The 26,111-nt window shown below is 70.5% G+C and carries 22 protein-coding genes, 2 tRNA genes and 1 pseudogene; 18 read left to right on the forward strand and 7 right to left on the reverse strand.

Annotated features, from left to right (window positions below; genetic code table 11):
- Nucleotides 1-7 precede the first annotated feature (7 nt).
- The 9 genes from O7617_RS19525 (at nucleotide 8) to O7617_RS19565 (ending at nucleotide 12,309) form a co-directional block, all read left to right on the forward strand.
- Nucleotides 8-616 (forward strand): EboA domain-containing protein, encoded by a 609-nt coding sequence (locus tag O7617_RS19525; RefSeq protein ID WP_282257210.1) that lies wholly within the window; start codon nucleotides 8-10, stop codon nucleotides 614-616.
- Nucleotides 617-1,474 carry a TatD family hydrolase gene (locus tag O7617_RS19530; RefSeq protein WP_282257212.1) on the forward strand — a complete coding sequence of 286 codons (858 nt, stop codon included), beginning with the start codon at nucleotides 617-619 and terminating at the stop codon, nucleotides 1,472-1,474.
- Nucleotides 1,474-2,673, forward strand: coding sequence for a metabolite traffic protein EboE (eboE, locus tag O7617_RS19535; RefSeq protein ID WP_282257214.1), 1,200 nt, complete (start codon nucleotides 1,474-1,476; stop codon nucleotides 2,671-2,673). The genes O7617_RS19530 and eboE overlap by 1 nt, the downstream gene beginning before the upstream one ends.
- Nucleotides 2,670-4,085: a nucleotide pyrophosphatase/phosphodiesterase family protein gene (locus O7617_RS19540; RefSeq protein WP_282257216.1), complete on the forward strand. Its 1,416-nt coding sequence runs from the start codon at nucleotides 2,670-2,672 to the stop codon at nucleotides 4,083-4,085. The genes eboE and O7617_RS19540 overlap by 4 nt, the downstream gene beginning before the upstream one ends.
- The gene (locus O7617_RS19545; protein ID WP_282257218.1) at nucleotides 4,082-5,149 is read left to right on the forward strand and encodes a polyprenyl synthetase family protein; all 1,068 of its coding nucleotides are present in this window, start codon (nucleotides 4,082-4,084) and stop codon (nucleotides 5,147-5,149) included. The genes O7617_RS19540 and O7617_RS19545 overlap by 4 nt, the downstream gene beginning before the upstream one ends.
- Before the next feature lie 216 nt (nucleotides 5,150-5,365).
- Nucleotides 5,366-8,224: a PQQ-dependent sugar dehydrogenase gene (locus O7617_RS19550; RefSeq protein WP_282257219.1), complete on the forward strand. Its 2,859-nt coding sequence runs from the start codon at nucleotides 5,366-5,368 to the stop codon at nucleotides 8,222-8,224.
- A 75-nt stretch (nucleotides 8,225-8,299) separates the two neighbouring features.
- Nucleotides 8,300-10,414 (forward strand): ThuA domain-containing protein, encoded by a 2,115-nt coding sequence (locus O7617_RS19555; protein WP_282257221.1) that lies wholly within the window; start codon nucleotides 8,300-8,302, stop codon nucleotides 10,412-10,414.
- Nucleotides 10,415-10,596: 182 nt separating this feature from the next.
- On the forward strand, nucleotides 10,597-11,091 hold the full coding sequence (locus O7617_RS19560; RefSeq protein WP_282257224.1) for an ATP-binding protein: 495 nt from the start codon (nucleotides 10,597-10,599) through the stop codon (nucleotides 11,089-11,091).
- A 210-nt stretch (nucleotides 11,092-11,301) separates the two neighbouring features.
- Nucleotides 11,302-12,309 (forward strand): sugar phosphate isomerase/epimerase family protein, encoded by a 1,008-nt coding sequence (locus O7617_RS19565; protein WP_282257226.1) that lies wholly within the window; start codon nucleotides 11,302-11,304, stop codon nucleotides 12,307-12,309.
- 64 nt (nucleotides 12,310-12,373) lie between these two features.
- On the opposite strand, the gene O7617_RS19570 is transcribed toward O7617_RS19565, so the two are convergent.
- A complete protein-coding gene (locus O7617_RS19570) occupies nucleotides 12,374-12,778 on the reverse strand; it encodes a hypothetical protein (RefSeq protein ID WP_282257228.1) in 405 nt (134 codons plus the stop codon).
- A gap of 294 nt (nucleotides 12,779-13,072) precedes the next feature.
- On the opposite strand from O7617_RS19570, the gene O7617_RS19575 reads away from it, so the two are divergent.
- From O7617_RS19575 to O7617_RS19605, 7 genes are all read left to right on the forward strand, one after another.
- Nucleotides 13,073-13,145, forward strand: a tRNA-Asn gene (locus O7617_RS19575).
- A 727-nt stretch (nucleotides 13,146-13,872) separates the two neighbouring features.
- Entirely contained in the window at nucleotides 13,873-15,990 is a 2,118-nt protein-coding gene (locus O7617_RS19580) for an MMPL family transporter (protein ID WP_282257230.1), read from the forward strand.
- The gene (locus tag O7617_RS19585) at nucleotides 15,980-17,218 is read left to right on the forward strand and encodes an FAD-dependent oxidoreductase (protein ID WP_282257232.1); all 1,239 of its coding nucleotides are present in this window, start codon (nucleotides 15,980-15,982) and stop codon (nucleotides 17,216-17,218) included. The genes O7617_RS19580 and O7617_RS19585 overlap by 11 nt, the downstream gene beginning before the upstream one ends.
- Nucleotides 17,219-17,273: 55 nt before the next feature.
- Nucleotides 17,274-18,221 (forward strand): hypothetical protein, encoded by a 948-nt coding sequence (locus O7617_RS19590; protein WP_282257233.1) that lies wholly within the window; start codon nucleotides 17,274-17,276, stop codon nucleotides 18,219-18,221.
- The gene (locus tag O7617_RS19595; RefSeq protein WP_282257235.1) at nucleotides 18,218-19,903 is read left to right on the forward strand and encodes an insulinase family protein; all 1,686 of its coding nucleotides are present in this window, start codon (nucleotides 18,218-18,220) and stop codon (nucleotides 19,901-19,903) included. Before O7617_RS19590 ends, O7617_RS19595 begins: the two co-directional genes overlap by 4 nt.
- Nucleotides 19,904-19,969: 66 nt before the next feature.
- Nucleotides 19,970-20,046, forward strand: a tRNA-Ile gene (locus tag O7617_RS19600).
- Nucleotides 20,047-20,335: 289 nt separating this feature from the next.
- Entirely contained in the window at nucleotides 20,336-20,557 is a 222-nt protein-coding gene (locus O7617_RS19605) for a hypothetical protein (protein ID WP_282257237.1), read from the forward strand.
- 48 nt (nucleotides 20,558-20,605) lie between these two features.
- Here O7617_RS19605 and O7617_RS19610 read toward each other — a convergent pair.
- Together O7617_RS19610 and O7617_RS19615 are read right to left on the reverse strand one after the other, a co-directional pair.
- Nucleotides 20,606-20,985, reverse strand: a pseudogene (locus tag O7617_RS19610) (type II toxin-antitoxin system VapC family toxin).
- Nucleotides 20,982-21,236: a type II toxin-antitoxin system prevent-host-death family antitoxin gene (locus tag O7617_RS19615; RefSeq protein WP_282257239.1), complete on the reverse strand. Its 255-nt coding sequence runs from the start codon at nucleotides 21,234-21,236 to the stop codon at nucleotides 20,982-20,984. The pseudogene O7617_RS19610 and the gene O7617_RS19615 overlap by 4 nt, the downstream one beginning before the upstream one ends.
- Before the next feature lie 124 nt (nucleotides 21,237-21,360).
- Here O7617_RS19615 and O7617_RS19620 point away from each other — a divergent pair, with 124 nt between their 5' ends.
- Together O7617_RS19620 and O7617_RS19625 are read left to right on the forward strand one after the other, a co-directional pair.
- Nucleotides 21,361-21,615, forward strand: a complete 255-nt coding sequence (locus O7617_RS19620; RefSeq protein WP_282257241.1) for a hypothetical protein — start codon at nucleotides 21,361-21,363, stop codon at nucleotides 21,613-21,615.
- Nucleotides 21,597-22,013, forward strand: coding sequence for a type II toxin-antitoxin system VapC family toxin (locus tag O7617_RS19625; RefSeq protein ID WP_282264798.1), 417 nt, complete (start codon nucleotides 21,597-21,599; stop codon nucleotides 22,011-22,013). Before O7617_RS19620 ends, O7617_RS19625 begins: the two co-directional genes overlap by 19 nt.
- Nucleotides 22,014-22,339: 326 nt before the next feature.
- On the opposite strand, the gene O7617_RS19630 is transcribed toward O7617_RS19625, so the two are convergent.
- From O7617_RS19630 to O7617_RS19645, 4 genes are all read right to left on the reverse strand, one after another.
- Nucleotides 22,340-24,226 (reverse strand): GGDEF domain-containing phosphodiesterase, encoded by a 1,887-nt coding sequence (locus tag O7617_RS19630; protein ID WP_282257243.1) that lies wholly within the window; start codon nucleotides 24,224-24,226, stop codon nucleotides 22,340-22,342.
- Entirely contained in the window at nucleotides 24,213-24,836 is a 624-nt protein-coding gene (locus O7617_RS19635) for an RNA polymerase sigma factor (protein ID WP_282257244.1), read from the reverse strand. Before O7617_RS19635 ends, O7617_RS19630 begins: the two co-directional genes overlap by 14 nt.
- On the reverse strand, nucleotides 24,833-25,126 hold the full coding sequence (locus O7617_RS19640) for a hypothetical protein (RefSeq protein WP_282257245.1): 294 nt from the start codon (nucleotides 25,124-25,126) through the stop codon (nucleotides 24,833-24,835). Before O7617_RS19640 ends, O7617_RS19635 begins: the two co-directional genes overlap by 4 nt.
- Nucleotides 25,127-25,424: 298 nt before the next feature.
- Nucleotides 25,425-26,093, reverse strand: a complete 669-nt coding sequence (locus tag O7617_RS19645) for an SMI1/KNR4 family protein (RefSeq protein ID WP_282257246.1) — start codon at nucleotides 26,091-26,093, stop codon at nucleotides 25,425-25,427.
- Nucleotides 26,094-26,111: the final 18 nt, after the last annotated feature.

Here is a 26,111-nt window from a genome sequence, read left to right on the forward strand (position 1 = left end):
AGACGGGATGACACCGGATTCACTGCGGGCCGCGCTGCGAGGCGTACCCGATCCCGACTGGTTGGACACGGCGCTGCGCCGGGTCGCGGCCGAGCCCACCGAGATCACCCGGCTCTTCCCCGCCGTGGGTCGGCGCTGCGGTCGAGGCGCGCTACCCGACGCGCCCGGCTGGACCGCCGATGACGCGGCCCGGGTGCTGCTGCTCACCGCGCTGCCGCGCGACCACGCCGGGTACGCCGAGAGCCTCTACCAGCACGGTGACGCGGCCGAACGGCGAGCGGTGCTGCGGGCGTTACCGCTGCTGCCGATCGACGACGCCGCCGTGCCGCTGCTGCACGACGCGATCCGCACCAACGACACCCGCCTGGTCGCCGCCGCGCTCGGCCCGTACGCCCGGCACCTCGACCCGGCCGCCTGGCGGCAGGCGGTGCTCAAGTGCGTGTTCAGCGGTGTTCCCCTGGCCGCGGTCGCCGACCTGGACGCGCGGGCCGACGGGGAGTTGGCCGCCATGCTGGCCGCGCTCGCCGCCGAACGACACGCCGCCGGTCGGGACCTGCCCGCCGACGCCACCGATCTGCTCGACCGGCTCACCGCCGCACTGCCCCGGGAGGCGTGAATGCGCATCTTCGACCCCCACATCCACATGACCTCGCGCACCACCGACGACTACGAACGGATGGCCGCCGCCGGGGTACGCGCGGTGGTGGAGCCGGCGTTCTGGTTGGGTCAGCCGCGCACCAGCGCCGCGTCGTTCGTCGACTACTTCGACTCGCTGATCGGCTGGGAGCCGTTCCGGGCCGGTCAGTTCGGAGTGCGCCACTTCGCCACGATCGCGCTCAACCCCAAGGAGGCCAACGACCCCCGGTGCCGCCCGGTCCTCGACCTGCTGCCCCGCTACCTGGACAAGGACGCGGTGGTGGCGGTCGGCGAGATCGGGTACGACTCGATGACGCCGGAGGAGGACGAGGCGTTCGCGGCGCAGCTCGCCCTCGCCGTGGCGTACGAGCTGCCGGCGCTGGTGCACACCCCGCACCGGGACAAGGCGCGCGGCTGCGAACGCACTCTGGCCGTGGTCGCCGAGTCCGGCATCGACGCCGGTCGCGTGGTGGTCGACCACCTCAACGAGGTGACCGTCAAGCTGGTCCGGGACAGCGGCTGCTGGCTGGGCTTCTCCATCTACCCGGACACCAAGATGACCCCGTCGCGGATGGTCGAGTTGCTGCGCGAGTACGGCACGGACCGCATGCTGGTCAACTCGGCCGCCGACTGGGGGCGCTCCGACCCGTTGCTGACCCGGGCCACCGGCGAGGCGATGCTGGGGGCCGGGTTCAGCGACGACGACGTCGACAAGGTGCTGTGGCGCAACCCGGTGGAGTTCTACGGGCAGTCCGGGCGACTCGACCTCAGCGACCTGGAGGACCCCGCCCCCGTGGACCCGGAGACCGGCAACTCGATCCTGCGCGGCGGAAGCTGATGCGGCTGCGGCATGCCGGCGGTGAGACGGTCCACCTGGGCTACTGCACGAACGTGCACCCCGCCGAGGACCTCGCCGGCATCCTCGGTCAACTGGACACCTACGCCGTGCCGGTGCGCGAGGCGCTCGGCAGCGACCTGCTCGGGCTCGGCCTGTGGCTGGCCGCCCCGGTCGCCGCCGAGCTGGCCGACGACCCGGGACTCCGCCGTCGGCTGCGCGCCGCACTGGACGCGCGCGGCCTGGAGGTGGTCACCCTCAACGGCTTCCCGTACGCGGCCTTCCAGGCGCCCGTGGTCAAGCAGGACGTGTACCACCCCGACTGGACCACCGAGCAGCGCCTGACGTACACGCTGAACCTGGCCCGGGTGCTCGCCGACCTGCTGCCCGACGACGCCGCCCGGGGGTCGATCTCCACCCTGCCGCTGGCCTGGCGACAGCCGTGGGACGCCGGGCGGGCCGACGCGGCTCGACGGCGGCTGGACCAGCTCGCCGCCGGCCTGGCCGAGGTGCAGCGCGACACCGGCCGGGAGGTGCGGGTCGCCTTCGAGCCGGAGCCGGGCTGCGTGGTGGAGAGCAGCGGCCAGGCCGCCGCGCTGCTGTCCGGGATGGACACCGAGCGGATGGGCGTCTGCCTCGACCTGGCCCACCTGGCGTGCGCCTGGGAGGACCCGGCCGAGGCGCTCGGGCGACTGCGGGCGGCCGGGCTGCCGGTGGTGAAGGTGCAGGTCTCCGCCGCCGTCGAGGCGGCCGACCCGGCGGGCGGGGCGGACGCGTTGCGCCGCTGGGTGGAGCCGCGCTTCCTGCACCAGACCCGGGGAGCCGGTTGCGCCGGCCTACCCGACCCGGCCGATGAGTCGTACGCGGCGGACGACCTGGACGAGGCGTTGGACCGGGCGCTGCCCGGACCGTGGCGGGTGCACTACCACGTGCCCCTGCACGCCCCACCCGAGGAACCGCTCGGATCGACGCTGCCGGTTCTGCGCGCAGCCCTGAGAGCGCTCTTCGACGGCCCGGTCGCCGGCTGCGACCACCTCGACGTCGAGACGTACACCTGGGGGGTGCTGCCCGCCGCACGGCGGCCCGGCACCGACGCGGAGCTGGCCGCCGGCATCGCCGCCGAGCTGGCCTTCGCCCGGGACGAACTGGTCGGCCTTGGTCTGACCGCGGAGCGAACAGTGACGATGGGAGGGACGCGATGAGCCGCCGACTGGTGGTGCTCGACGTGGTGGGGCTGACCCCCCGCCTGCTGGCGCACATGCCCCGACTGCGGGGGGTCGCCGACGGCGGCTTCCGGGCCGAGCTGGGCACCGTGCTGCCCGCGGTGACCTGCTCGGTGCAGTCGACCTTCCTCACCGGCGAACCGCCCAGCGGGCACGGGATCGTCGGCAACGGGTGGTATTTCCGGGAGTTGGGTGAGGTGCTGCTGTGGCGGCAGCACAACGCGCTGGTCGGCGGGGAGAAGCTCTGGCAGGCGGCCCGTCGGGCCGAGCCCGGCTACACCGTCGCCAACGTCTGCTGGTGGTACGCCATGGGCGCGGACGTCGACTGGACGGTCACCCCGCGTCCGGTGTACTACGCCGACGGGCGCAAGGAACCCGACTGCTACACCGACCCGCCGGAGCTGCACGACGCGCTCACCGGCCGGCTGGGCACCTTCCCGCTGTTCACCTACTGGGGGCCGACGGCGGGCCTGCCGTCGTCGAAGTGGATCTGCCAGGCGGCCGAGCAGATCCTGGCCGACGTGTCACCCGACCTGACCCTGGTCTACGTGCCCCACCTGGACTACGACCTGCAACGGTTCGGCCCGTCGTCGGCCCAGGCCGCCGCCGCGGCGGCCGAGCTGGACGCGGTGCTCGGCCCACTGCTGGACGCCGCTCGGGCCCGGGACGCGACAGTGGTGGTGCTGTCCGAGTACGGCATCACCGACGTGTCCCGACCGGTGGACGTCAACCGGTTGCTGCGCAGCGAGGGACTGCTGCGGGTGCACACCCAGGCGGGCATGGAGTACCTCGACCCGTGGACGTCGAAGGCGTTCGCGGTCGCCGACCACCAGGTCGCCCACGTCTACGTCAAGGACCCGGCCGACGTGCCGGCGGTGGCGAAGCTCTGCGCCAACCTGCCCGGGGTGGCCGAGGTGCTCGACGCCGACGGCAAGGCCGCGCACGGGCTGGGCCATCCGCGTGCGGGTGAGTTGGTGCTGGTGGCCGAGCCGGACGCCTGGTTCACGTACTACTACTGGCTGGACGACGACCGGGCACCGGACTTCGCCCGGCTCGTGGAAATTCATCGGAAGCCCGGTTACGACCCGGCGGAGCTGTTCTTCGACCCGGCCAACCCCGGTGCCGCGAAGGCTCGCGCCGGGGTGGCGCTGGCCCGCAAGAAGCTCGGCATGCGCTACCTGATGAGCGCGGTCGGCCTGGACGCCGGTGCGCGGGCGGTACGCGGCTCGCACGGGCGGCTGCCGGACGACCCGGCGGACGCCCCGGTGCTGCTCTGCTCCGACCCGACGGCGGCCCGGGACCGGATCGCGGCCACCGAGGTCAAGGGGCTGCTGCTGGAGCTGGCCGGATTAGGCGTTGACGGCACGAGCGGTTCGGGGAAGCGGACATGACGGTCACCGTCGCGCCCACCGACACGAGCGGGTTGCGGGCGCGGTTCGACGCGGAGCTGGCCGGGTTCCTGGAGCGGCAGGGCCCGGACTGGCCCGACGGCGCGCCGCGCGGCGTGTTCACCGCGCTGCAACGGTTCGTGCTCGCCGGTGGAAAGCGATTGCGTCCACTCTTCTGCTACTGGGGCTGGCGGGGCGCGGGCGCGGCCGACGGCACCCCGATCGTGGTGGCCGCGGCGGCCCTGGAGTTGTTCCACGCGTTCGCGCTGATCCACGACGACATCCTGGACGGCAGCGACCGCCGTCGGGGTGAGCCGTCGGTGCACCGCCTCTTCGCCGACCTGCACGCCCGGTCGTCGTGGCGTGGCGACCCGGAGGCGTACGGTCGCAACACCGCGCTGCTCTGCGGGGACCTCTGCGCGGCCTGGTCGGATCAGATGTTCCACGAGTGCGGGTTGAGCACCGAGCAGGTGCACCGGGGGTACGGCGTGTTCGCGCTGATGCGTACCGAGGTGATCGCGGGGGAGTACCTGGACCTGGTCTCGGGCGTGGGTGACGGTTCGGTGGCCAGCGCGCTCACCGTGATCCGGATGAAGGCCGCCCGGTACACGGTCACCCGGCCGTTGCAGATCGGCGCTGCCCTGGCCGGCGCGGGTCCGGAGTTGATCGCCGCGCTGGAGGAGTTCGGTGACCCGCTGGGCGACGCTTTCCAGCTCCGCGACGACGTGTTGGGGGTCTTCGGGGACCCGGCGGTGACCGGCAAGTCCGTCCTGGACGACCTGCGTGAGGGCAAGCCCACGGTGATGATGGCGCTGGCCCGCAGCGCCGCGGACCGGTCACAGACCGCCCGGCTGCGGGAGCTGTTCGGCAATCCGGCGTTGGACGCCGACGGTGCCGCGGAGCTTCGCGGGATCATCGAGACGACCGGCGCCCGGGAGCGGATCGAGCAGATGATCCGGGTTCGGACCGAGGCCGCGCTGGTGGCCCTGCGGGCCGCGGCGGTGGCCGACGAGGCGCGCTCGGCGCTCGTCGCGCTGGCCGGCCAGGCGATCGACCGCCACGCCTGACCCGCGACTTTCGATCAGATTGACAAAAGTTGATGCTGAACTACCGGAAGGTATGGACACATCGACACCTTCAACTTAGTGTCGTGACCAACACGACAATGTTTCGTCGAGGTGAACCGGCGGCGCGGTAACCCACGACCCCCACCACCGCTACGGCATCCGGCGCGACGGCGCGCGCCCGGCCTGGCAGTCACTCGTCAGGAAGGGGCAGCACCCATGTCCATGAAGGACACTCCACGACAACGGTCCCGACGATGGTTCTCCGCCGGATCGGCGCTGCTGCTGGCGGCCACCACCGGCGCCGTCTCCCTCGCCGTCGGCACGGCCCCCGCGCAGGCGCACACGATCGTCGCCACCGACTTCCAGCAGGTCGAACTCGCCCGCGGGGTGAGCGACATGGGTGAGCCGATGTCACTGGCGGTGCTGCCGGACCGTTCCGTCCTGCACACCGCCCGCAACGGCACCCTGCGCCGCACCGACGCGGCCGGCACCACCTCGGTGATCGGCACGCTGTCGGTCTACACCCACGACGAGGAGGGGTTGCAGGGCGTCGGCGTCGACCCGGGCTTCGCCAGCAACCGGCAGATCTACCTCTACTACGCCCCGCCGCTCTCCACCCCCGCCGGTGACGCGCCGGCCACCGGCACCGACTTCTCCGCCTGGAACGGGGTGAACCGCCTCTCCCGGTTCACGCTCAACTCCGACTTCACGCTCAACCAGTCCAGCAAGGTCGACGTGCTCGACGTACCGGCCAACCGGGGCATGTGCTGCCACGTCGGTGGGGACATCGACTTCGACGCGGCCGGCAACCTCTACCTGTCGACGGGTGACGACACCAACCCGTTCGAGTCCGCCGGCTACTCGCCGCTGGACGAGCGGACCAACCGCAACCCGGCGTACGACGCGCAGCGCAGCGCGGGCAACACCAACGACCTGCGGGGCAAGATCCTGCGGATCAAGGTGAACGCGAACGGGACGTACTCCATCCCGTCGGGCAACCTGTTCGCGCCCGGCACGGCCCAGACGCGTCCGGAGATCTACGCGATGGGCTTCCGCAACCCGTTCCGGATCAGCGTGGACAAGGCCACCGGGGTCGTCTACGTCGGTGACTACGGGCCGGACGCCGGCTCCACCAGCTCCACCCGTGGGCCCTCCGGCCAGGTGGAGTTCAACCGGGTCGCCGCGCCGGGCAACTACGGCTGGCCGTACTGCACCGGCACCAACACCACGACCGAGACGTACAACGAGTGGGACTTCGCCACCAACGCCAGCGGGGCGAAGTACAACTGCACCGGCGGGCCGACCAACAACTCGTTCCGCAACACCGGCCGGACCACCCTGCCGCCCGCGCAACAGGCCTGGATCCGGTACGCCGGTGACGCCGGCACCCCGACCGAGTTCGGCGGCGGCTCCGAGTCGCCGATGGGCGGCCCGGTCTACCGGTACAACGCGTCGTCGACCTCCACCACGAAGTTCCCGCAGTCCTTCGACGGGCAGTTCTTCGCCACCGAGTTCGGCCGGGGCTGGATCAAGCCGATCCACGTCAACTCCGACGGCTCCCGGGGCACCATCGACACCTTCCCCTGGGTCGGCAAGCAGGTGATGGACTCGGCGTTCGGCCCGGACGGCGCGTACTACGTGCTCGACTACGGCACCGGTTACTTCAACGGTGACGCCAACTCGGCGCTCTACCGCTTCGACTACGTCGGCGGCGGCAACCGGGCACCCACCGCCGTGGCCGGTGCCAACCGCACCTCCGGCGCGGCACCGCTCGCGGTGACCTTCTCCTCGGCCGGCTCGTCCGACCCCGAGGGCGGCACCCTGACCTACTCGTGGGCCTTCGGTGACGGCACCACCTCGACCGCGGCCAACCCCACCAAGACGTACACCACCAACGGCACCTACACCGCCACGCTGACCGTCCGCGACCCGCAGGGCGCCACCGGCAGCAGCAGCGTGCGGATCAACGTCGGCAACACCGCCCCGACGGTGACCATCAACAGCCCGGGCAACGGCCAGCTGTTCGGCTTCGGTGACACGGTGCCGTTCAGCATCACGGTCACCGACCCGGAGGACGGCACGATCGACTGCACGAAGGTCAAGATGACCTACGTGCTCGGCCACGACCAGCACGGGCACCAGATCACCTCGCAGAACGGCTGCTCGGGCTCGATCACCATCCCGGTCGACGGTGAGCACGACGACGCGGCGAACATCTTCGCGATCTTCGACGCCGAGTACACCGACGCCGGTGGGCTGACCACGCACACCCAGCACACGCTGCCGCCACGGCACCGGCAGGCCGAGTTCTACGCCACCTCGTCCGGGATCAACGTGTTCAGCAAGACCCCGGCCGAGGGCGGCAAGACCGTCGGCGACATCAACAACGGCGACTGGATCGCGTTCCAGCCGTACCGACTGGGCAACGTGACCTCGTTCAACGCCCGGGTCTCCTCGGCGGGCGCCGGTGGCACCCTCCAGGTCCGGGCCGGCTCGGCCACCGGCACGGTGCTCGGCTCGGCCACGGTCCCGGTGACCGGCGGCTGGGACACGTTCACCACGGTGACCGGGACGATCACCAACCCGCCGACCGGCACGACCACGCTCTACCTGACCTTCGCCGGATCGGGCACCGGGGCGCTCTACGACCTGGACGCCTTCACCTTCGTCACCGGCACGCCGCCGGCCGGCGGGGCCGGGGCGATCAAGGGACTGGGCGGCAAGTGTCTGGACGTGCGCAACGCCGCCACCGCCGACGGCACGCAGATCCAGATCTACACCTGCAACGGCAGTGCGGCGCAGACCTGGGCGGTCACCCCGAACTCAACGATCAAGTCGTTGGGTAAGTGCCTGGACGTCTCGGGTGCCGGCACCGCGGACGGCACCAAGATCCAGCTCTGGACCTGCAACGGGACCGCCGCGCAGAACTGGTCCGCGCAGGCCGACGGAACGCTGCGCAACCCGGCGTCCGGCAAGTGCCTCGACGTCTCCGGCAACAACTCCGCCGACAGCACCGTGGTCCACCTGTGGACCTGCGTCAGCGGTGCCGCCAACCAAAAGTGGACCCTGCCCTGAGCTGGCAGGAGGGGCCCCGGTCAACGACTAGTCTCGGGGTTTGGGGCCCCTCCTAACCGCGATTAGGAGAGCGATATGCGCAGACGCCTGCGACCCGTCCTCGGTGCGGCCATGGCCGCACTCGCCGTCCTCGCCTGTACGACACCGGCCACCCCGGCCAGCGCCGCCGACGCCCCCTACGACGTCCTGGTGTTCTCCAAGACCGCCGGTTTCCGGCACGACGCGATCCCGGTCGGCATCCAGACCATCCGCGACCTGGGTGCGGCGAACAACTTCACCGTCACCGCCACCGAGGACGCCGCCGCGTTCACCACCAGCAACCTGAACCAGTACGAGGCGGTCGTCTTCCTCAACACCACCGGCGACGTGCTCAACGCCAGCCAACAGACCGCCTTCGAGTCGTACATCGCCTCCGGGCGCGGCTACGTCGGTGTGCACGCGGCCGCGGACACCGAGTACGACTGGCCGTTCTACGGCAATCTGGTGGGCGCGTGGTTCGCCTCGCACCCGGCCATCCAGCAGGCCAACATCAAGGTGGAGGACCGGGGCCACGCGGCGACCGGGCACCTGCCGCAGACCTGGACCCGCACCGACGAGTGGTACAACTACCGGACCAACCCCCGGTCGACCGCGCATGTGCTCGCCACGCTCGACGAGTCGTCGTACTCCGGCGGCGGGATGGGTGCCGACCACCCGCTGAGCTGGTGCAAGAGCTACAACGGCGGCCGGTCCTTCTACACCGGCGCCGGGCACACCCAGGCGTCGTACGCGGAGTCGGGGTTCCGTAACCACCTGCTCGGCGGCATCCGGTACGCCTCCGGCCGGAGCAAGGCCGACTGCCGGCCCGAGACCGGCTACACCCCGATCTTCAACGGCTCGACGACCGGGTGGTCGCAGGCCGGTCCGGGCAGCTTCACCAACTCCGACGCCACGCTGACCTCGGTCGGCGGCATGGGGTTGTTCTGGTACAACGCCAAGCAGTTCACCAACTACTCGCTCAAGCTGGACTGGAAGATGGCCGGTGACGACAACTCCGGCGTCTTCATCGGGTTCCCGCCGTCCAGTGACCCCTGGTCCGCCATCGACAACGGCTACGAGGTCCAGATCGACGCGACCGACGCCACCGACCGCACCACCGGGTCGATCTACACGTTCAAGGCCGCCGACATCGCCGCCCGCGACGCCGCGCTGAACGCGCCGGGGGAGTGGAACACGTACGAGCTGTTGGTCGAGGGTGAGCGGTTGCAGGTATTCCTCAACGGAGTGAAGATCAACGACTTCACCAACACCAACCCGGTCCGCTCCCTGGCCGGCCACATCGGCATCCAGAACCACGGCACCGGTGACGACGTCGCGTTCCGCAACATCCGGATCAAGGAGCTGGGCGGCACGCCGCCGCCGACCGGCAACACCACGATCCAGGCCGAGGCGTTCAGCTCGGCGAACGGTGTCTCCGCGTTCACCAAGGCGGGCGCCAACGGTGGGCAGACGCTCGGCTACATCGAGCCGGGCGACTGGGCCGCGTACAACGGCGTCAACCTGACCGGTGTCACCTCGTTCACGACCCGGGTCGTCTCCGGTGGCGCGGGCGGCAGCATCCAGGTGCGCACCGGCTCGGCCACCGGCCCGGTGCTCGGCACTGTCGCGGTGCCCAACACCGGCAGCTGGGACACGTACGCGAACGTCACCACCACGTTGTCGAACGTCCCGTCCAGCACCCAGAACCTCTACCTCACCTTCACCGGTAGCGGCACCGGGCTCTTCGACGTGGACGACTTCACCCTGGTCAAGGGCACCGGTGGCAGCACCGGGGTCGGCCCGATCAAGGGCCTGGCCGGCAAGTGCCTGGACGTACGCAACGGCGGCACCGCCGACGGCACGCAGGTCCAGATCTACACCTGCAACGGCAGCGCGGCGCAGACCTGGACCGTGACGCAGACCCCGACGATCAGGGCGCTCGGCAAGTGCCTGGACGTCAACGGCAGCGGCACCGCCAACGGCACCAAGATCCAGCTCTGGACCTGCAACGGCAGCGGCGCCCAGAACTGGGCGGCGCAGTCCGACGGCACCCTGCGCAACCCGTCGTCGGGCAAGTGCCTGGACGTCTCCGGCAACAACTCGGCGGACAGCACCGTCGTGCACCTCTGGACCTGCCTGAACGCGGCCAACCAGAAGTGGACCCTGCCCTGACCGACTGAGCCGGGAGGAGCCGCCGTCACGACCCGACCTGGTGGCGGCCCCTCCCGAGGCAGTGCCCCGGTGAGCGTCATACCTGCGCGTCGTGCACAGGTATGACGCTCACGCCGGTCACGGCCCCTAGCCGGGCGCCGCCCGGGGCCCGGCTCACAGGCCACTGCCGTACCTTGACCAGCATGGGGCGTATGGCGCAGTGGCGCCGGGTGGTGCAGGCGCACGGGCACCGGCTGCTGCACGGGGCCGAGGAGCCCGATCCGTCGACCGGGCCGGCACCCAGTCTGAACCGCCTCGACGCGCTGGTGGAGGGCTTCGCCGCAGGCCAGCCGGTGCGCTGGAGTCTGGCCGGGTACCCTCGGCCGCTGCCCGGGCCGGTCGACGTCGTGGCGTACCGGATCATCGAGGAGGCACTGACCAACGCGTGCCGGCACGCCCCGGGCGCGCCGGTCGCGGTCCGCCTGCGCTACGACGCCACCGGCATCACCATCGAGGTACGCGACGACGGCGCCGGTCCAGCGCCGTCGGGCGGGATCGCCCACCACACCGGGCAGGGTCTACTCGGGGTACGCAGACGCGCCGAGCGGCTCGGCGGCACGTTCTCCGCCGGCCCGCGTGCCGGTGGCGGCTTCACCGTGACGGTCACGCTGCCCGCGCCCGAGGAGGTGGCCGAGTGATGATCGGGCCGCGGGGCTTTCGCGATGGGGTGCCACGGAAATAGGGTGGGGTCGGCGACCGTGCTGGTGGCCGGTGACCCGGTGGGAGGCGCAACCCGCCGGGCTCAGGTGTGTTCCGCACCCACCGGTGCCCGTCCGGCGTCGCGTACGTCCGGTCACCCTCGCCCCGGTCCGCACCTGGAATCCCCATGACAACAGGGGAGAAGAACAATGGCGCGACCCATCACGCTCTTCACCGGCCAGTGGGCCGACCTTCCGTTCGAGGAGGTTTGCCGGCTCGCCTCCGAGTGGGGCTACGACGGTCTGGAGATCGCCTGCTGGGGCGACCACTTCGAGGTCGACAAGGCACTCGCCGACGACTCCTACGTCGAGCGCAAGAAGGAGACCCTCGCCAAGCACAACCTTCAGGTCTTCACGATCTCCAACCACCTGGTCGGTCAGGCGGTCTGTGACCACCCGATCGACGAGCGGCACCAGGACATCCTGCCCGCCCGGATCTGGGGCGACGGTGAGCCCGAGGGGGTCCGTCAGCGGGCCGCCGAGGAGATCAAGGACACCGCGCGGGCGGCCGCGAAGCTCGGGGTGAAGACGGTCGTCGGCTTCACCGGTTCGTCGATCTGGCACACCCTGGCGATGTTCCCGCCGGTGCCGCCGTCGATGATCGAACGCGGCTACCAGGACTTCGCCGACCGGTGGAACCCGATCCTCGACGTGTTCGACGAGGTCGGCGTGCGGTTCGCCCACGAGGTGCACCCGAGCGAGATCGCATACGACTACTGGACGACGAAGCGGACGCTGGAGGCCATCGGTAACCGGCCCGCGTTCGGGCTGAACTGGGACCCGTCGCACTTCGTGTGGCAGGAGCTGGACCCGGTGAACTTCATCTTCGACTTCGCCGACCGCATCTACCACGTGGACTGCAAGGACGCCAAGGTGCGTACCGGGGACGGCCGGCGTGGCCGGCTCGCCTCGCACCTGCCCTGGGCCGACCTGCGCCGCGGCTGGGACTTCGTCTCCACCGGGCACGGTGACGTCCCCTGGGAGGACTGCTTCCGTGCGTTGAACGCGATCGGCTACGAGGGCCCGATCTCGGTCGAGTGGGAGGACGCCGGGATGGACCGGCTCGTCGGCGCCCCGGAGGCGTTGCAGTTCGTCCGCCGGCTCGCCTTCGACGCTCCGAGCGCCGCCTTCGACGCGGCGTTCAGCAGCAAGGACTGACCGCACCTCGGACAGACCACGGGCCGGTCGCCGTGCGGCGACCGGCCCGTCGAGGTGCGATGGGTCAGAGCGTGCTGGCGTTCGTGCCCGAGCCGGACGGCTTGGTGCGGGGGTTCATGGACGACGGCGACCCGGAGGTCGTGCCGACCGTGTTGGTGCCCGCCTTCGCGCCCACGGTGGCGGGCGTGCCGGCGAACGCGTCGTCGGCGGCGGTCAACTCCTGCTTGCCGGTGCTGCCGTTGCCGGTGCCCAGCTTCTCGCCCAGCTTGGTCTGGCCGAGCTTGTCCTTGCCCTCGCTGTAGAGCTTGTTCGCCTGGGCCTGCGCGACCCCGGCCGCCTCCTGGACGGTCGGGTGGTCGAGCACCTTGCGGCCCCGGACCACGAGCTCCTCGTACTTCTCCCGGCCAGCACGGGCGCCCAGGACGAAGCCCGCAGCCAGCCCGCCAAGAAACATGATCTTTCCGCGCATGGCGGCTCCTTCCGTACCTGACGCGCCATCGCCCCCGGCGAGTCGCCCCGTCGGACGGCGACATGTTCGCGCCTGCATTCTCTGTCCGCACCTAACTACCCATCCTGCTCCCCGCTCAAGCATGTCTGGGCCGGGATGGCGATTTACCCCGTATGTCGATGTGTTGTGGCACCTGACCTGCGAGTGTCGATCATCAGGTGCCGGGTGGAACCCACTGGACCGCCACCGGGGGAAGTCCTGTACTCTTGTCCCGTCGCACGGCGTCGGCGAGATCCGATTCCGGGCGGTGCACGATCCCCTGTAGCTCAATTGGCAGAGCAGCCGGCTGTTAACCGGCAGGTTATTGGTTCGAGTCCAATCGGGGGAGCTTCTTCACCCAGCGCCCGTCGGCCCGATGCCGACGGGCGTTTTCGCATGTGCCGCCTGGCGTCCGTGGCGTCCGGCGTCCGTGGCGTCCGGTGTCCGTGGCGCCTGGTGTCCGTGGCGCCTGGTGTCCGTGGCGCCTGGCGTCCGTGGCGTCCGGTGTCCGTGGCGCCTGGTGTCCGTGGCGCCTGGCGTCCGTGGGCGTCCGGTGTCCGTGGCGCCTGGTGTCCGTGGCGCCCGGTGTCCGTGGCGTCCGGTGTCCGTGGGCGCCTGGTGTCCGTGGCGCCCGGCGTCCGTGGCGTCCGGCGTCCGTGGCAGCAACATCCGGGATGTTGCTGTCTCCCGCGTGCCTGAGGCGGCAACATCCCCGAAGTTGCTGCTTCTCGCGTGCCTGAGGCAGCAACATCCCCGATGTTGTGACGATCTTGGGTGCGGGGTGCGGGGTGCGGGGTGCGGGGTGCGGGGTGCGGGGTGCGGGGTGCGGGGTGCGGGGTGCGGGGTGCGGGGTGCGGGGTGCGGGGTGCGGGGTGCGGGGTGCGGGGCGCGGGGCGCGGGGTGCGGGGCCGTGAGGGCGCGAGGGCGCGAGGGCGCGAGGGCGCGAGGGCGTGAGGCGCGGGGCGGGCGTGGAATGGGAGGTTTGGGCCGCTTCGGGCTTGCCTGCCCGGCAGGATGGTCGATGTCGAGCCTCCGCTGCGTCGATCGACGCGCCGACCTCCTTGGGGTGAGTACGCATGTCCGGACGAGGCGGCCGGGCCACACTTGTCGCGGTGGCGGTCGTGCTGGCCTGGCTGGTGATCGGCGGCGTGGCCGGCCCGTACGCCGGACGCCTCAGCGAGGTCGCCACCAACGACAACGCGGCCTTCCTGCCCACCGACGCCGAGGCGACCCGGGCTCAGGACCTCGCCGGTCGGTTCGTCGACCGGGAGACCATCCCGGCTCTGGTCGTCTACGAGCGGCCCTCCGGCATCACCGACGCGGATCGGCAGCGGGTGAGCGCCGACGCCGCCCGGTTCGCCCAGGTGCCCGGCGTGGTCACGCCGCTGCCGCCGCCGATACCGAGCGAGGACGGCCAGGCCCTCCAGGTCGTCGTGCCAGTGGACGACGCCGAGGGTGAGGAGATCGGCGCTGTCGTCGAACGACTGCGCGACATCAGCGGCGGGGACCGGGACGGCCTCACCGTGGACGTCGCCGGGCCGGCCGGCCTGCTCGCCGACCTGATCGAGGTGTTCTCCGCCATCGACGGGCCACTGCTGCTGGTCACCCTGGTCGTGGTGCTGATCATCCTGCTGGTCGTCTACCGCAGCCCGGTGCTCTGGATCTTCCCGCTGCTGGCCGCCGGTACGTCGTACGCCCTCGCCTCGGTCTTCGTCTACCTGCTGGCCGACGCGGACGTGCTCAAGCTCAACGGGCAGGCCCAGGGCATCCTCACCGTGCTGGTCTTCGGCGCCGGCACCGACTACGCGTTGCTGCTCATCGCCCGCTACCGCGAGGAGTTGCACCGCCACGACCGGCCCTGGTCCGCCATGCGCGCCGCCTGGAAGGCTGCCGCGCCGGCCATCATCGCGTCCGGCGGCACGGTCATCGTCAGCCTGCTCTGCCTGCTGCTGTCCAGCCTCAACTCCAACCGGGCACTCGGCCCGGTCGCCGCCATCGGCATCGCCGCCACCCTGCTGGTGATGCTCACCTTCCTACCCGCGCTGCTGGTGCTCGGCGGTCGCTGGGCGTTCTGGCCGCGGCGGCCCCGCGAGGACCAGGCCGACCCGCGCCTGGAGCACGGCATCTGGAGTCGCGTCGCCGGCTTCGTGGCCCGCCACGCCCGACCGATCTGGCTGAGCACCGCCGTCGTGCTGGCCCTGCTCACGCTCGGGCTGACCCAGCTCGGTGCGACCACCCTCGGCCAGTCCGACCTGTTCACCCAACGCGTCGACTCGGTGGACGGCCAGGAGGTGATCTCTCGGCACTACCCGGCCGGCACGGGCAGCCCGGCCACCATCTTCACCACGGAACAGACCGCCCGGCAGGTCGCCCAGGTGGCGCAGGGCGTACGCGGCGTCGCCGACGTCCGCCCCCTGTCCACCGGCCCGCAGACCGGCCCACCCGATCCCGGCGCCGCACCGAAGGTCGTCGACGGGCGGGTCCAACTGGAGGCCACCCTCACCGACCCACCCGACAGCGACGGCGCCGAGCGGACCATCCGTGAGCTGCGCGTCGCCGTACACCAGGTGCCCGGCGCGGACGCCGTGGTCGGTGGCTTCACCGCCATCAACGTGGACACCTCGGACGCCGCGAAGCGCGACCAGAACGTCATCATCCCGGTGGTGCTGGTGGTCATCGCGGTGATCCTGGCCCTGCTGCTGCGGGCGTTGCTCGCCCCGGTGCTGCTGATCGCCACAGTGCTGCTCAGCTTCGCCGCGACCCTCGGCCTCTGCGCGCTGCTGTTCCGCCACGTCCTCGGCTTCCCCGGTGTGGACTCGTCGTTCCCGCTGTTCGCGTTCGTGTTCCTGGTCGCGCTCGGGATCGACTACAACATCTTCCTGATGAGCCGGGTCCGCGAGGAGTCGGTCCGGCGGGGCACCCGCGCCGGTGTGCTCGCCGGCCTCGCCGTCACCGGTGGGGTGATCACCTCCGCCGGCATCGTGCTCGCCGCGACGTTCTCCGCCCTCGCCGTCCTGCCGCTCGTGGTGTTGGTCGAGTTGGGTACGGCCGTCGCGATCGGGGTACTGATCGACACCATCGTCGTCCGGTCGTTGCTGGTGCCCGCACTCGCGTACGACATCGGGGCGAAGATCTGGTGGCCGGGCCGGTTGTCCCGGGCGAACGGTGAGCGGGAGGCGCGCGATGCCGGCTGAGACCGACGTGGTCGTCGTCGGCGGCGGCCTGGCCGGGCTCGCCGCCGCCCGCCGGCTGCACCGCGCCGGGGTGCCCTGGCGGTTGCTGGAGGCCAGCGGTCGGCTCGGCGGCCGGGTCGCCACCGACGTGGTCGACGGCTACCTCATCGACCGGGGCTTCCAGGTGCTCAACACCGCGTACCCGCGGCTCGGCACGCTGCTCGACACCGACCGCCTCGACCTCGGGTACTTCACCTCCGGTGTGCTGGTCCGCAAGGGCGACACCCTGTCGCGGCTGGTCAACCCGCTGCGCGAACCGACCGGCGGGCCGGGCACCGCACTCGCCGGTGTCGGCTCGCTGCGTGACCGGCTGCGGTTCGCCGCGCTCGCCGCGGGCTGCGCCACACTGCCCGCGGCCCGGCTCCTCGCCGCGCCGGAGACCACCGCCGAGACGGCGTTACGCCGGGCGGGCCTGTCCGACGCGATCATCGAAGAGCTGCTGCGGCCCTTCCTGTCCGGCGTGTTCATCGACCGGGAGCTGGCCACCTCCAGCCACGTGCTCGCGATGGTGCTGCGCTCCTTCGCCCGTGGCCGCATCGGCCTGCCCGCCGAGGGGATGGCCGCGCTGCCCCGGGCCATCGCCGCCCCGCTCCCCGCCGACCTGCTCGACCTGGACACCCCGGTCGCCGAGGTCGCCCCGGGCCGGGTCCGCACCCAGGCCGGCGACGTCCGCTGCCGGGCCGTCGTGGTCGCGGTCGACCCGCCCGCCGCGTCCGCCCTGCTTTCGGCGGTGACGACGGTACGCATGCACAGCTACACCACCTACTACCACAGCGCATCCGAGCCGCCGCTCACCGAACCGATCCTGCTGGTCGACGGGGAGCGGCGGGAGATCGTGGCGAACACGGTGGTGCTCAGCAACGCGGCACCCACGTACGCCCCGGCCGGACGGCACCTGATCGCCACGTCGGTGGTCGGCCCGACCGCCCCACCCGAGCCGACCATCCGGGCCGAGTTGACCCGGCTGTACGGTCAGTCCACAGCCGACTGGACACACCTCACCACAGTCGCCGTGCCGCAGGCGCTACCCGCCGCGCCACCACCGCAGGGGCGGCTGCGCAAACCCGTGTCACTGGGGGAGGGGCTGTTCGTGGCCGGTGACCACCGGGACAGCCCGTCCATCCAGGGCGCTCTCGCCAGCGGTTGGCGGGCCGCCGGGGCGGTGCTGGAGGAGCTGCGCGCCGGCTGAACCCGGCCCGAAACGGGGCCTACGCGGCGCTTGTTGATCACTTATGATCCCCGCCATGCCCGCCCCTCTGCCAGCCCCCACCTTCGATGCCGGTGCCGCGTACCCCGAGGTCAACGACCTCCGCAAGGCGCTCGACGCCGCCGACTGGCCCGCCGTGCGGGCGCTGTTCGCCGACCGCGACCCCGCCTTCCGCACACTGCTCGTCGCCGCCGCCGGGGAACAGGAGGGAACCGAGCCGTTCCTCCGGCGGGTGTACGACGAGGACCCCTCCGACGCCCTCGCCGGGACGCTGCTCGGAAACTGCCTCATCCGTACCGGCTGGCGGATCCGCAGCGCCGCCCGGGCCCAGCACGTCAGCCGGAGCCAGTTCGACCAGTTCCACGACCACCTGCGACGAGCTGAGCAAGTGCTCATCGACGTCACCGCCCGGCACGAGGACGACGCGGCGGCCTGGACACAGCGGATCACCATCGCCAGGGGCCTGCAACTCGGCCAGAACGAGGCTCGTCGCCGCTACGACCGGCTCGCCCGAAGCCACCCCCACCACCTGCCCGCGCAGGCCAGCCTGCTCCAACAGCTCTGCCCGAAGTGGAGCGGCGACTGGGACCGGGCCTTCGGCTTCGCCCGGGAGTGCGCCGAGGCCGCGCCCGACGGGGCACCCAACGGCGCGCTCGTCGCCGAGGCGCACCTGGAACGCTGGCTGGACTTCGACACCGAACGGGAACGCACGGAGTACCTGCGCAGCACGCCGGTCGTGGACGAGATCATGCGGTGTGGGCGACGGTCGGTGCTGCACCCCGACTACGTCGACCGAGGGGACTGGGTCTGGGTCCGTTCGACGTTCGCGTTGATGTTCAGCCTGACCGGGCAGTGGTCCGCCGCCGCCGGCCAGTTCACCGTCCTCGGCAACCTCGGCAGCGAATACCCCTGGGCCTACGTGGACGGGACCGAGGGCTTCACCAAGTTCCGCGCCGAGGCGTACGCGAAGGGTGGTCGTTCGTGATCCAGCACCTGGACGTGGACGGGGTGCCCACGCTGCTCGCCCCCACCGGCGGGCCCATGCACGCCGGGCTGACCTTCCGGGTCGGCACCGCCGACGAGACGCTCGCCCGCTCCGGCATCACCCACCTCATCGAACACCTCGCGCTCGCCCCGCTCGGCCTGGCCGACTACCACGTGAACGGCGCGACCGCCCCCGCGTACACCACCTTCCACACCCAGGGCTCCGAGGCGGACATCGCGGCGTTCCTCACCGCCGTCTGCGCGCACCTCTCCGACCTGCCGGTCGCGCGGCTCGACGTCGAGAAGGAGATCCTGCGCACCGAATGGAGCAGCCGAGGCTCCGCCGCCGTCGACGACATCCCGCTGTGGCGCTACGGCGCCCGCGACTTCGGCCTGAGCAGCTACCCGGAGTGGGGCCTGGGCGCGCTCACCGCCGACGACCTGCGGCAGTGGGCGGCGCGCTGGTTCACCAGGGAGAACGCCGTGCTCTGGATCGCCGGTGACCGGGTGCCCGCCGGGCTGCGCCTCACCCTGCCCAACGGGGTCCGGCAGCCGGTGCCGGTGGCGTCGTCGGCGCTGCCGACCACCCCGGCGTACTTCGTCAGCGGCGCCCGCGCCGTGGTACTCGACTCGGTGGTCCGCCGCACCACCGCCGCCAGCACCTTCGCCGGGGTGCTGGAACGCGAGCTGTACCGGTCACTGCGCCAGGACGCCGGTCTCTCCTACACCACCACCACTGCGTACGAGCCGCGCGGCGACGGGTACGCCACACTGCGGGCACTCGCCGACGCGCTGGCGGAGAAGCAGGACGCCGTGCTCGGCGGCTTCGTCGACGTACTCGCCAAGATGCGGGTCGGCCGGATCGAACAGGCGGACCTCGACGCCACGATCGCCAAGCGGGAGGACCTCCTCGCCACCACCGAGGTGGACGCCGCGCGGCTCCCCGGGTACGCCCTCAACCTGCTGACCGGGCAGCCGAACCTCACCGTCGACGAGTACCGGGCCGAACTGAAGGCCGTCACCGTCGCCGACCTGCACGACGTGGCCGGGGAGGTGATGACCTCGGCGCTGCTGATGGTGCCCGGCGGCCACAGCGCCGACTGGGCCGGCTTCACCGCCGCACCCACCCATTCCGCCGACACCGTCGACGGCCCCACGTACCGCGCGCGGGAAGGCGCCGGTGGAGTCCGCCTCGGCGTCGACGGTGTGACCTACCTGCGGCCGGACGGGCACCTGACCGTCCGCTACGCCGACTGCGCCGCCATGCTCGCCTGGCCCGACGGCGCGCGGCAACTCATCGGCACGGACGCCATCGTGCTGCACATCGAGCCGACCATGCTCGGGTTGCCCCCGGGGACGATCCAGGCCATCGACGCCGGTGTGCCGGCCGACCGGCAGGTCACCATGCCGGCCCGCAGCGCGGACCAGATCCCGCAGCCCAGGCCCATCGAGCGTCAGCCCGAACCCGCCAGGCGCTCCTGGTGGGAGGTCCCGGTGATGGTGCTCAGCGGGCTCGGCACCCTGCTCATGGGCGGCTTCTGCCTGCTGCTCACCGTCGGGATGTTCGCCGCCGAGGAGAGTTCGGAGGACGACGCGTGGTTCTGGGGCGTCATCGCGGTCGGATGGGTGCTCACTGTTATCCTCGCGTTGCCCATCGTGCTGCTGAAGCGACGACGGCGGTGATGAGGTGGGGCCGGATCGCTGCTGGCCCGTGATCCACCGGCCGGGATAAGATCCGGCGCGGTGTGAGGGGCGGTAGCTCAGCCGGTTAGAGCAGGGGACTCATAATCCCTCGGTCGCGGGTTCGAGTCCCGCCCGCCCCACCAACTTGTCCCTGGTGAGCCTTGGTGTCGACGTGCCAGGCGAACCGCGTCGAGGTCCGGACCGACGCCTCCAGTCCGCACTGAGCCCGCAGCAGCACGGCCCGCCGCCCGGTGGAGGAGAGTCCGCGTACCCCGGTCAGGACTTCACGTTTTGCTGAGACGGGAGCAAGCGACGTCCTCGAAGAGGCCCGTTCCACGATGTGCGGACTCACGGTGCAATCGGCTTCGGGCAGAGGAGCGGTACGTGGTGCGGCGGTGGCGTGGGTTCGTAATGGGTGCGAGAATCGCCCATATGAAGCCGGCCAAGAACCCGTGGTGGCAGGCAGCACAGACTCCGCGACAGGGTTTCATCACCGGGGGCGTCTGGCTCTTCGTGGCCGCCGGATGGCTGGTCCTGGCCGTCGGAGACCCCTCGCCCTGGCGTTGGGCGTTCGCCGCAGCGTGGGCGGTCATCGGTGTGGGCTATCTGGTGTCCGCCGTGGTGCTGCGGCGACGGCAGCGCGACTCGGGTTAGGGCAGGTCCGAAGCCGCTGTCCGGGGCGATCCGGCCCCGGAAACCACGTCACATCTTGAGGACATCCACGTCGTACAACGCTATCGACGCGTCGCGGGAGGCTAAGGCCATCCCTTCGACGGACGCCTGTGCCACCAGCATGCGGTCGAAGATCGCGGTGATGCAGTGGTAGGCGGCCCGCGACGATGGCGTGGGCGTGGGCGTGGGTCACCGGAAGTTCGCGAAAGCCGATGTTCCGTGCGCGCTCGGCCAGGTCAGGAGGGCCGATGAGCTTTCCCCGCGCTCTGCTTGATCGTGATCTCCCACAGGCTGACCGGGGAGAGGAAGATGTCCGGGTCGTGGCGTAACCGATCGAGGAACTCGTCGCCGAGAGTTTTATCGCCCGTGATGGCCCGCAATGCGACATGAGTGTCCAATAACAGGGTCATGCGCCGATGCCGAAGTCGCCCGCGATTTCGGCATTGGGTTGAGGTGAATCCCAGTCACCGGAGAGATCCACTTGGCCGGCCAGAGAGCCGACTGCGGTGCGGCTGGCTCGCCGCACCAACGGCACGACCTTCGCCACCGGAGTGCCTGCCCGGTCGATGATGATCTCTTCGCCGCGTTCCACCCGCTCGATGATGCGCGACAGGTGTGTCTTGGCATCGTGCATGTTGTAGTGCACGGCCTCAGCCGACATGACACAACCTCCTCGGTTAGCTAACAGCTAAGCTCGCCTTCTTCGAGGTGGCCCCGGATCTGTGGGCGACGATCTGGCGAGTCGTTCCGGAACCGCCGGCCGAGGACGCATGCATAATGAATGCATGGTTGCACTTCAGATCAGGGGCGTGCCGGAAGAGGTACGAGACGCCTTAGCTGCCCAAGCCAAGGCACGCGGCCAGTCGCTCCAGGCGTACTTGCTGGAGTTGGTGGAGACCCAGGCTCGACGTCTACGGAACACGGCAACCCTTGAGCGCTTCGCCGGGCGGTCTGATGGTGCTCGCGCCCTTCCGGGGGAGAGTGCCGCCGAGTTGAGCGAGCAGCGGGAGCAGCGGGGACCCTGGGGCAGTGCCGCATGATCGTCGTTGATGCGTCAGTCCTGGCCGATGCTCTGGTCGACGACGGGCCGCTGGGTGACGCGGCGCGCGCGGAACTGACCGGAGATCCCCACTGGGCGGCGCCAGGGCATCTTCTGGTGGAAGTCATGTCGGTGATCAGGGGCAAGGTCCTTGGCGGCAAGCTCGGCCTTGCCCGCGCTCAAGAGGCTGTCGACACTCTGCCTTCACTCGTCATCGACGAGGTTGGCGTCTCGACGTTGCTCGACCGAATGTGGCAATTGCGGGGCAACGTCTCGGCCTACGACGCAGCGTATGTCGCGGCAGCCGAGTTGATGACCTGTCCACTGGTCACCGGTGATGGCCGGCTCGCCAAGGCCAGCGGGGTCCGCTGCGAGGTCCGACTGCTCGCGCCGAACTGACGGTGCTGCGGCACCTACGGGTGATCCACGTACGATTGGGACGTGTCCGTCCACACGATCAAGACGAACGCATGCCGCCCCTGAGTCGAGACGACGTAGCGAGGACGCTTCGTCCCGTCCGTCGTGAACAGGCTGACCGCCTCACACTGCTCGATCGGTGGCATCACTTCGTCCTGGACCAACCGGTCCTCGTGCACCCTGGCGAGATCATCTGGGTCGAGGGCGACAACCTTCTGGTGCAGAGGGCCAGCGGGGTGGTGGATGCCCATCCCGGCTTCACCAACCGCTGACCAGCCGGTCCGCCACGGGCATAGGCGGTCCGCTCGTCAGCCCATGGCGGGGAGCCGCAGTTCGAGTTCGATCGTCCGCACCGCCTTCTCGGGGCTGATGTCGAGCGGTTCGGGTCGTCCGGTCTGGTAGCCCTGTGCGAAGTCGACTCCACAGTTCTTCAGAAAGTCCAGCGTCTCCTCGTCCTGGACGTATTCGGCGGCAACGCGGATGCCGAGCGTCTGGCAGAGTTTCACCAGCATCGAGACGACGGCCTGGTCGGCCGGCGACCGGCAGAGATCGACGATGAACACGCCGTCGATCTTCACCAGGTCCACCGGAAGGTACTTCAGGTGAGCGAGCGCGCCGTAGCCCGTACCGAAGTCGTCAAGGGCGAGGTGGCAGCCGATCTCTCTGATTCCGGTCGCGAAGGCGAGGGCTTCGTTGCCGTTCTCGATGAGGGCGGTTTCGGTGATCTCGAAGGTCAGGCATTCCGGCTTCACCCCGTGTCGGCGGATCGCCTCGGTCACGTAGGTGAGCAGGCCCGGGTCGGCGAGCGACTTGCCGGAGATGTTGACCTGGTAGTGGGAGGTCTGCGCCCCTCGGCCGATCAGTTCGAGGGCGTGGTCGATGACCCACTTGTCCACGGTGAGGATCTCGCCGACGCGCTCGGCCATGTCGAGGAAGGCCCACGGTGCCGCGGACTCGCCCGTGTCGCTGCGGACTCGCAGCAGGATCTCGTGGCGAGTGACCTCGTTCAGTCGCAGGTCGACGATGGGCTGGGCGTAGAGGGCGAACCTGTTGGTGGACACCGCCTGCCGTACCCGCGAACGGCATCTGTCTGTCCGGTCGTCGGTCGCCGCGGGTTCGGTCAGGACGCGGGTCTGTACACCGTTGCGGCGCGCGTCGCGCGCCGCGTGTTCGCCGTCGATGAGCAGGTCGAACCCGGTCGCCGCGATGTCGCTTCCGAAGAGTACGAGGCCCGCCCACGTGTTGAGCCGCACTGTGCGCTGCTGAACGCTGAACAGGTGGCGTCGGAAGGTGTCGACGATCCGGGCCGCCAGGGTCTCGGGAGGCTCGGCGTGCTCTGCGGTCGGAGCGAGGAGTACGCCCCAGAGGCCGGAGCCGACCACGCCACAGGTCACCTCATCGCCCACGATCGTTCGCAGGAGCCGTGCGACGTCTGCCGTCAGTCGGTCGTGGTTCTCGTCGGTGAGCGCGTCGGGTAGCCGGGTGGTGGGTTCGGTTGCCACGACGATGAGTGCCCCACCGGTGGTGCGGCGCGCGCGGTCGACCTTGTCGGTCAGGTAGCTGCGGGTCGGAAGCCCGCTGACGATGTCCAGCGCGCCCAGGTCGGCACACAGCATGTCGGTACGGGTGGCGAGCCGGCGACGTTCCTGCCGGGCGAGTTCGAGCGCGGTGACGTCCGCGCCGGTGGCGATGACCCCCGACGGTGCGCCGTCGGTGGTGAGGATTTCGATGTGGCAGTGCACGTGGCGCACGGCACCGCTCGGCTGGATCACCCTGAAGGTGACCTCGTCGGGGCGGCGGCGTCGCCATGCCGTTCGCACGACCTCACGAACGTGGTCCACGTCCGCGTGGTGGACGAGGTGGGCAAGTGTTCCGGGGGTGAGGCGCAGTGTCCCGGGCGCGTGCCCGAATATCATCGCCATCTCGTCCGACCAGGAGAGACGCCCGGCATCGTCGATCGTCCAGGTGATCGTGCCGAGCTGTGCGAGCTGCGCGGCCCGAGCGACTCTGGTCGCCTCGTCGACGACCGAGGTCAGCGGATCGACGAGGTCAGAATCGACGATGATCTCGTATCCGTTGGCGACGGCCAGGTCGTACTCGCTCTGCGCGGCCCGTGCCACGCGGCGGGCACGGGCGAGTTCCAGCGGACTGGGTCGGCTGATCTCGGCCAACGCCAGAATGTCATCGAGGTCCACGGCTGCCTCCCTGGCGCCGTCGGCCTTCCGAGTTCGTGTAGCCGGCCTCCTCGGCCAGCTCTTGCAGGCGTTTGCGAGCAGCGAGCTTGTAGGAGCGGACGCTGTTCTCGGCCAGTCCGAGGATGCGTGCGATGTCCTGGTTGGAGAATCCCTCGCGAGACATCTGGAACACCTCGGCCTGCCGCGACGGAAGGCGGTGCAACCAGGTGCGCAGCGTCTCCTGGGCTTCCCACGCGTCGGCGATGTCCGTGTGGGGTGCCGGCGGCAGGTCCTCCGGCGCGAACGCGGCTTCACGCTGGCGGCGTTGCAGCTCTTTACGGATCTTGTTGCGGGCCGTGATGATCACCCAACCGATCGGCTCGGCGTAGGCGCGGATCTTGGGCCACTGGACGCGCCCGTGCAGGTATGCCTCGTTGAGCGCGTCCTGGACCACCTCGCGGTTCCAGCACGCCGCTCGGAGAATCCCCTCCACGGTGTGGTAGCTGCCCTCGGCGAAGGTGGCGAACTCCCTGTCGTGCTCGGCCTTGAGGCGCGCGGCCTCCGCTCTGCGCGCCACTTCGCTGTCGACCGGCTCCGGGGTCAGGGCGGCGGTGCCCTCCACCCCGGTCACGCGGCCTCCCTGGTCGCGTCGCGTCGCGCCGAGTCGAGGCTGCCCAGCTCCACCTCGCGGTGCCCGTCCCGGTCGCGCTCCACGATCCGCACCACGTCGTGGTCGGCCTCCGCCAGCCTGGTCAGCCAGGTGGCCCGGGCGGCGGTTCGTGCCGACGCCTCACGTTCCTCGTGTAGGCGTGTTCGGTGCGAGACGTACGCGCGTGCCAACCCTGCCGTCGTCCCGGCGATGGCCAGCACCAAGGCCAACGCTCCGTGATCGGAGATGGCCGTCGCCAACGTTTCGTTCATCGTTTCCCCTCGTCGTCCCCGGTTAGCTAATTACTATCCGTGGGGAGGGGCGAATGTAGATATCTGACCGTTCACATTATTAGGTCTTGATCAGCGATCAAGCGTTTTGCCTGGGAACACTCCCCAAAGTCATGCTACCGGCACGTCGAGCGAGGGGCGGGCGCTCCGGCCGTCGAGGTCCATGACACGCCCGTCCGACTACTCTCGGTGAAAATTCGACCACGTGTAGCGGATGGATCCAACCGACTGGGTCCGCGACTGAGAGCTACCAGCGGCGGTTCCATGGCCGGAGCGTACGTCAAGGGTGGACCTTGGCTTCCGATTCGTCCAGCCAGCGCCGATACCACCGGGTGAAGTCGAGCGGCGTCCCGTCGTCATCGCGCAGCGGCGAGAAGCCGCCATCGTCGGCGGTGTCGTCGGCCCACATCTGCCCCCGTGCGGGGCCGCTGACGACGAGAGCCTCCCGCAGCGCGCAACCGAGGTGGCACAGGTACAACAACCCGATCGAGTGCTCGGGCTTGAAGACGATGGCGTCGTGCTGTTCCCAGTACTCGTCCTCAGCCGCGTTGAACTCGTCCACCGAGTCGTAGTTCGCCTCGTCCGGTGGCTCAGGCAGATCATCGGCCGGGTTGAACGCTTCGACGTGGAGGAAGGACTGCCCGAGGGCGTCCAGGTCGGTGAGGGTGGCGCCGTCGCCCTCCCACTGCCACCGTCCGTTCGTGCGGCGCATCGGGAAGAGCCCGTAGGCAGGCCCCGCGCCTCCCCTCCCCGCCTTCAACAGGAAGGACCGGTAGTCGTCGGGTAGCTCCACCTGAAGTTGCGTCTCGGCCTCGGCCAGTTCCTCGGCCAGCAGTGGCGGCTCAAGCTGCCAACCGTGACTGGAGGAGCCGAAGACATCATCGGCACTGGGAGCGGCGGCCACTCGTGCGAGCCGTTTGCGGACGTCCGACCAGTCGGAGGGTGTCACGGACGGCACGATACAAGT

Origin of the sequence: Micromonospora sp. WMMD1155, from assembly GCF_029581275.1 — a bacterium.
Taxonomy (GTDB): Bacteria; Actinomycetota; Actinomycetes; order Mycobacteriales; family Micromonosporaceae; genus Micromonospora.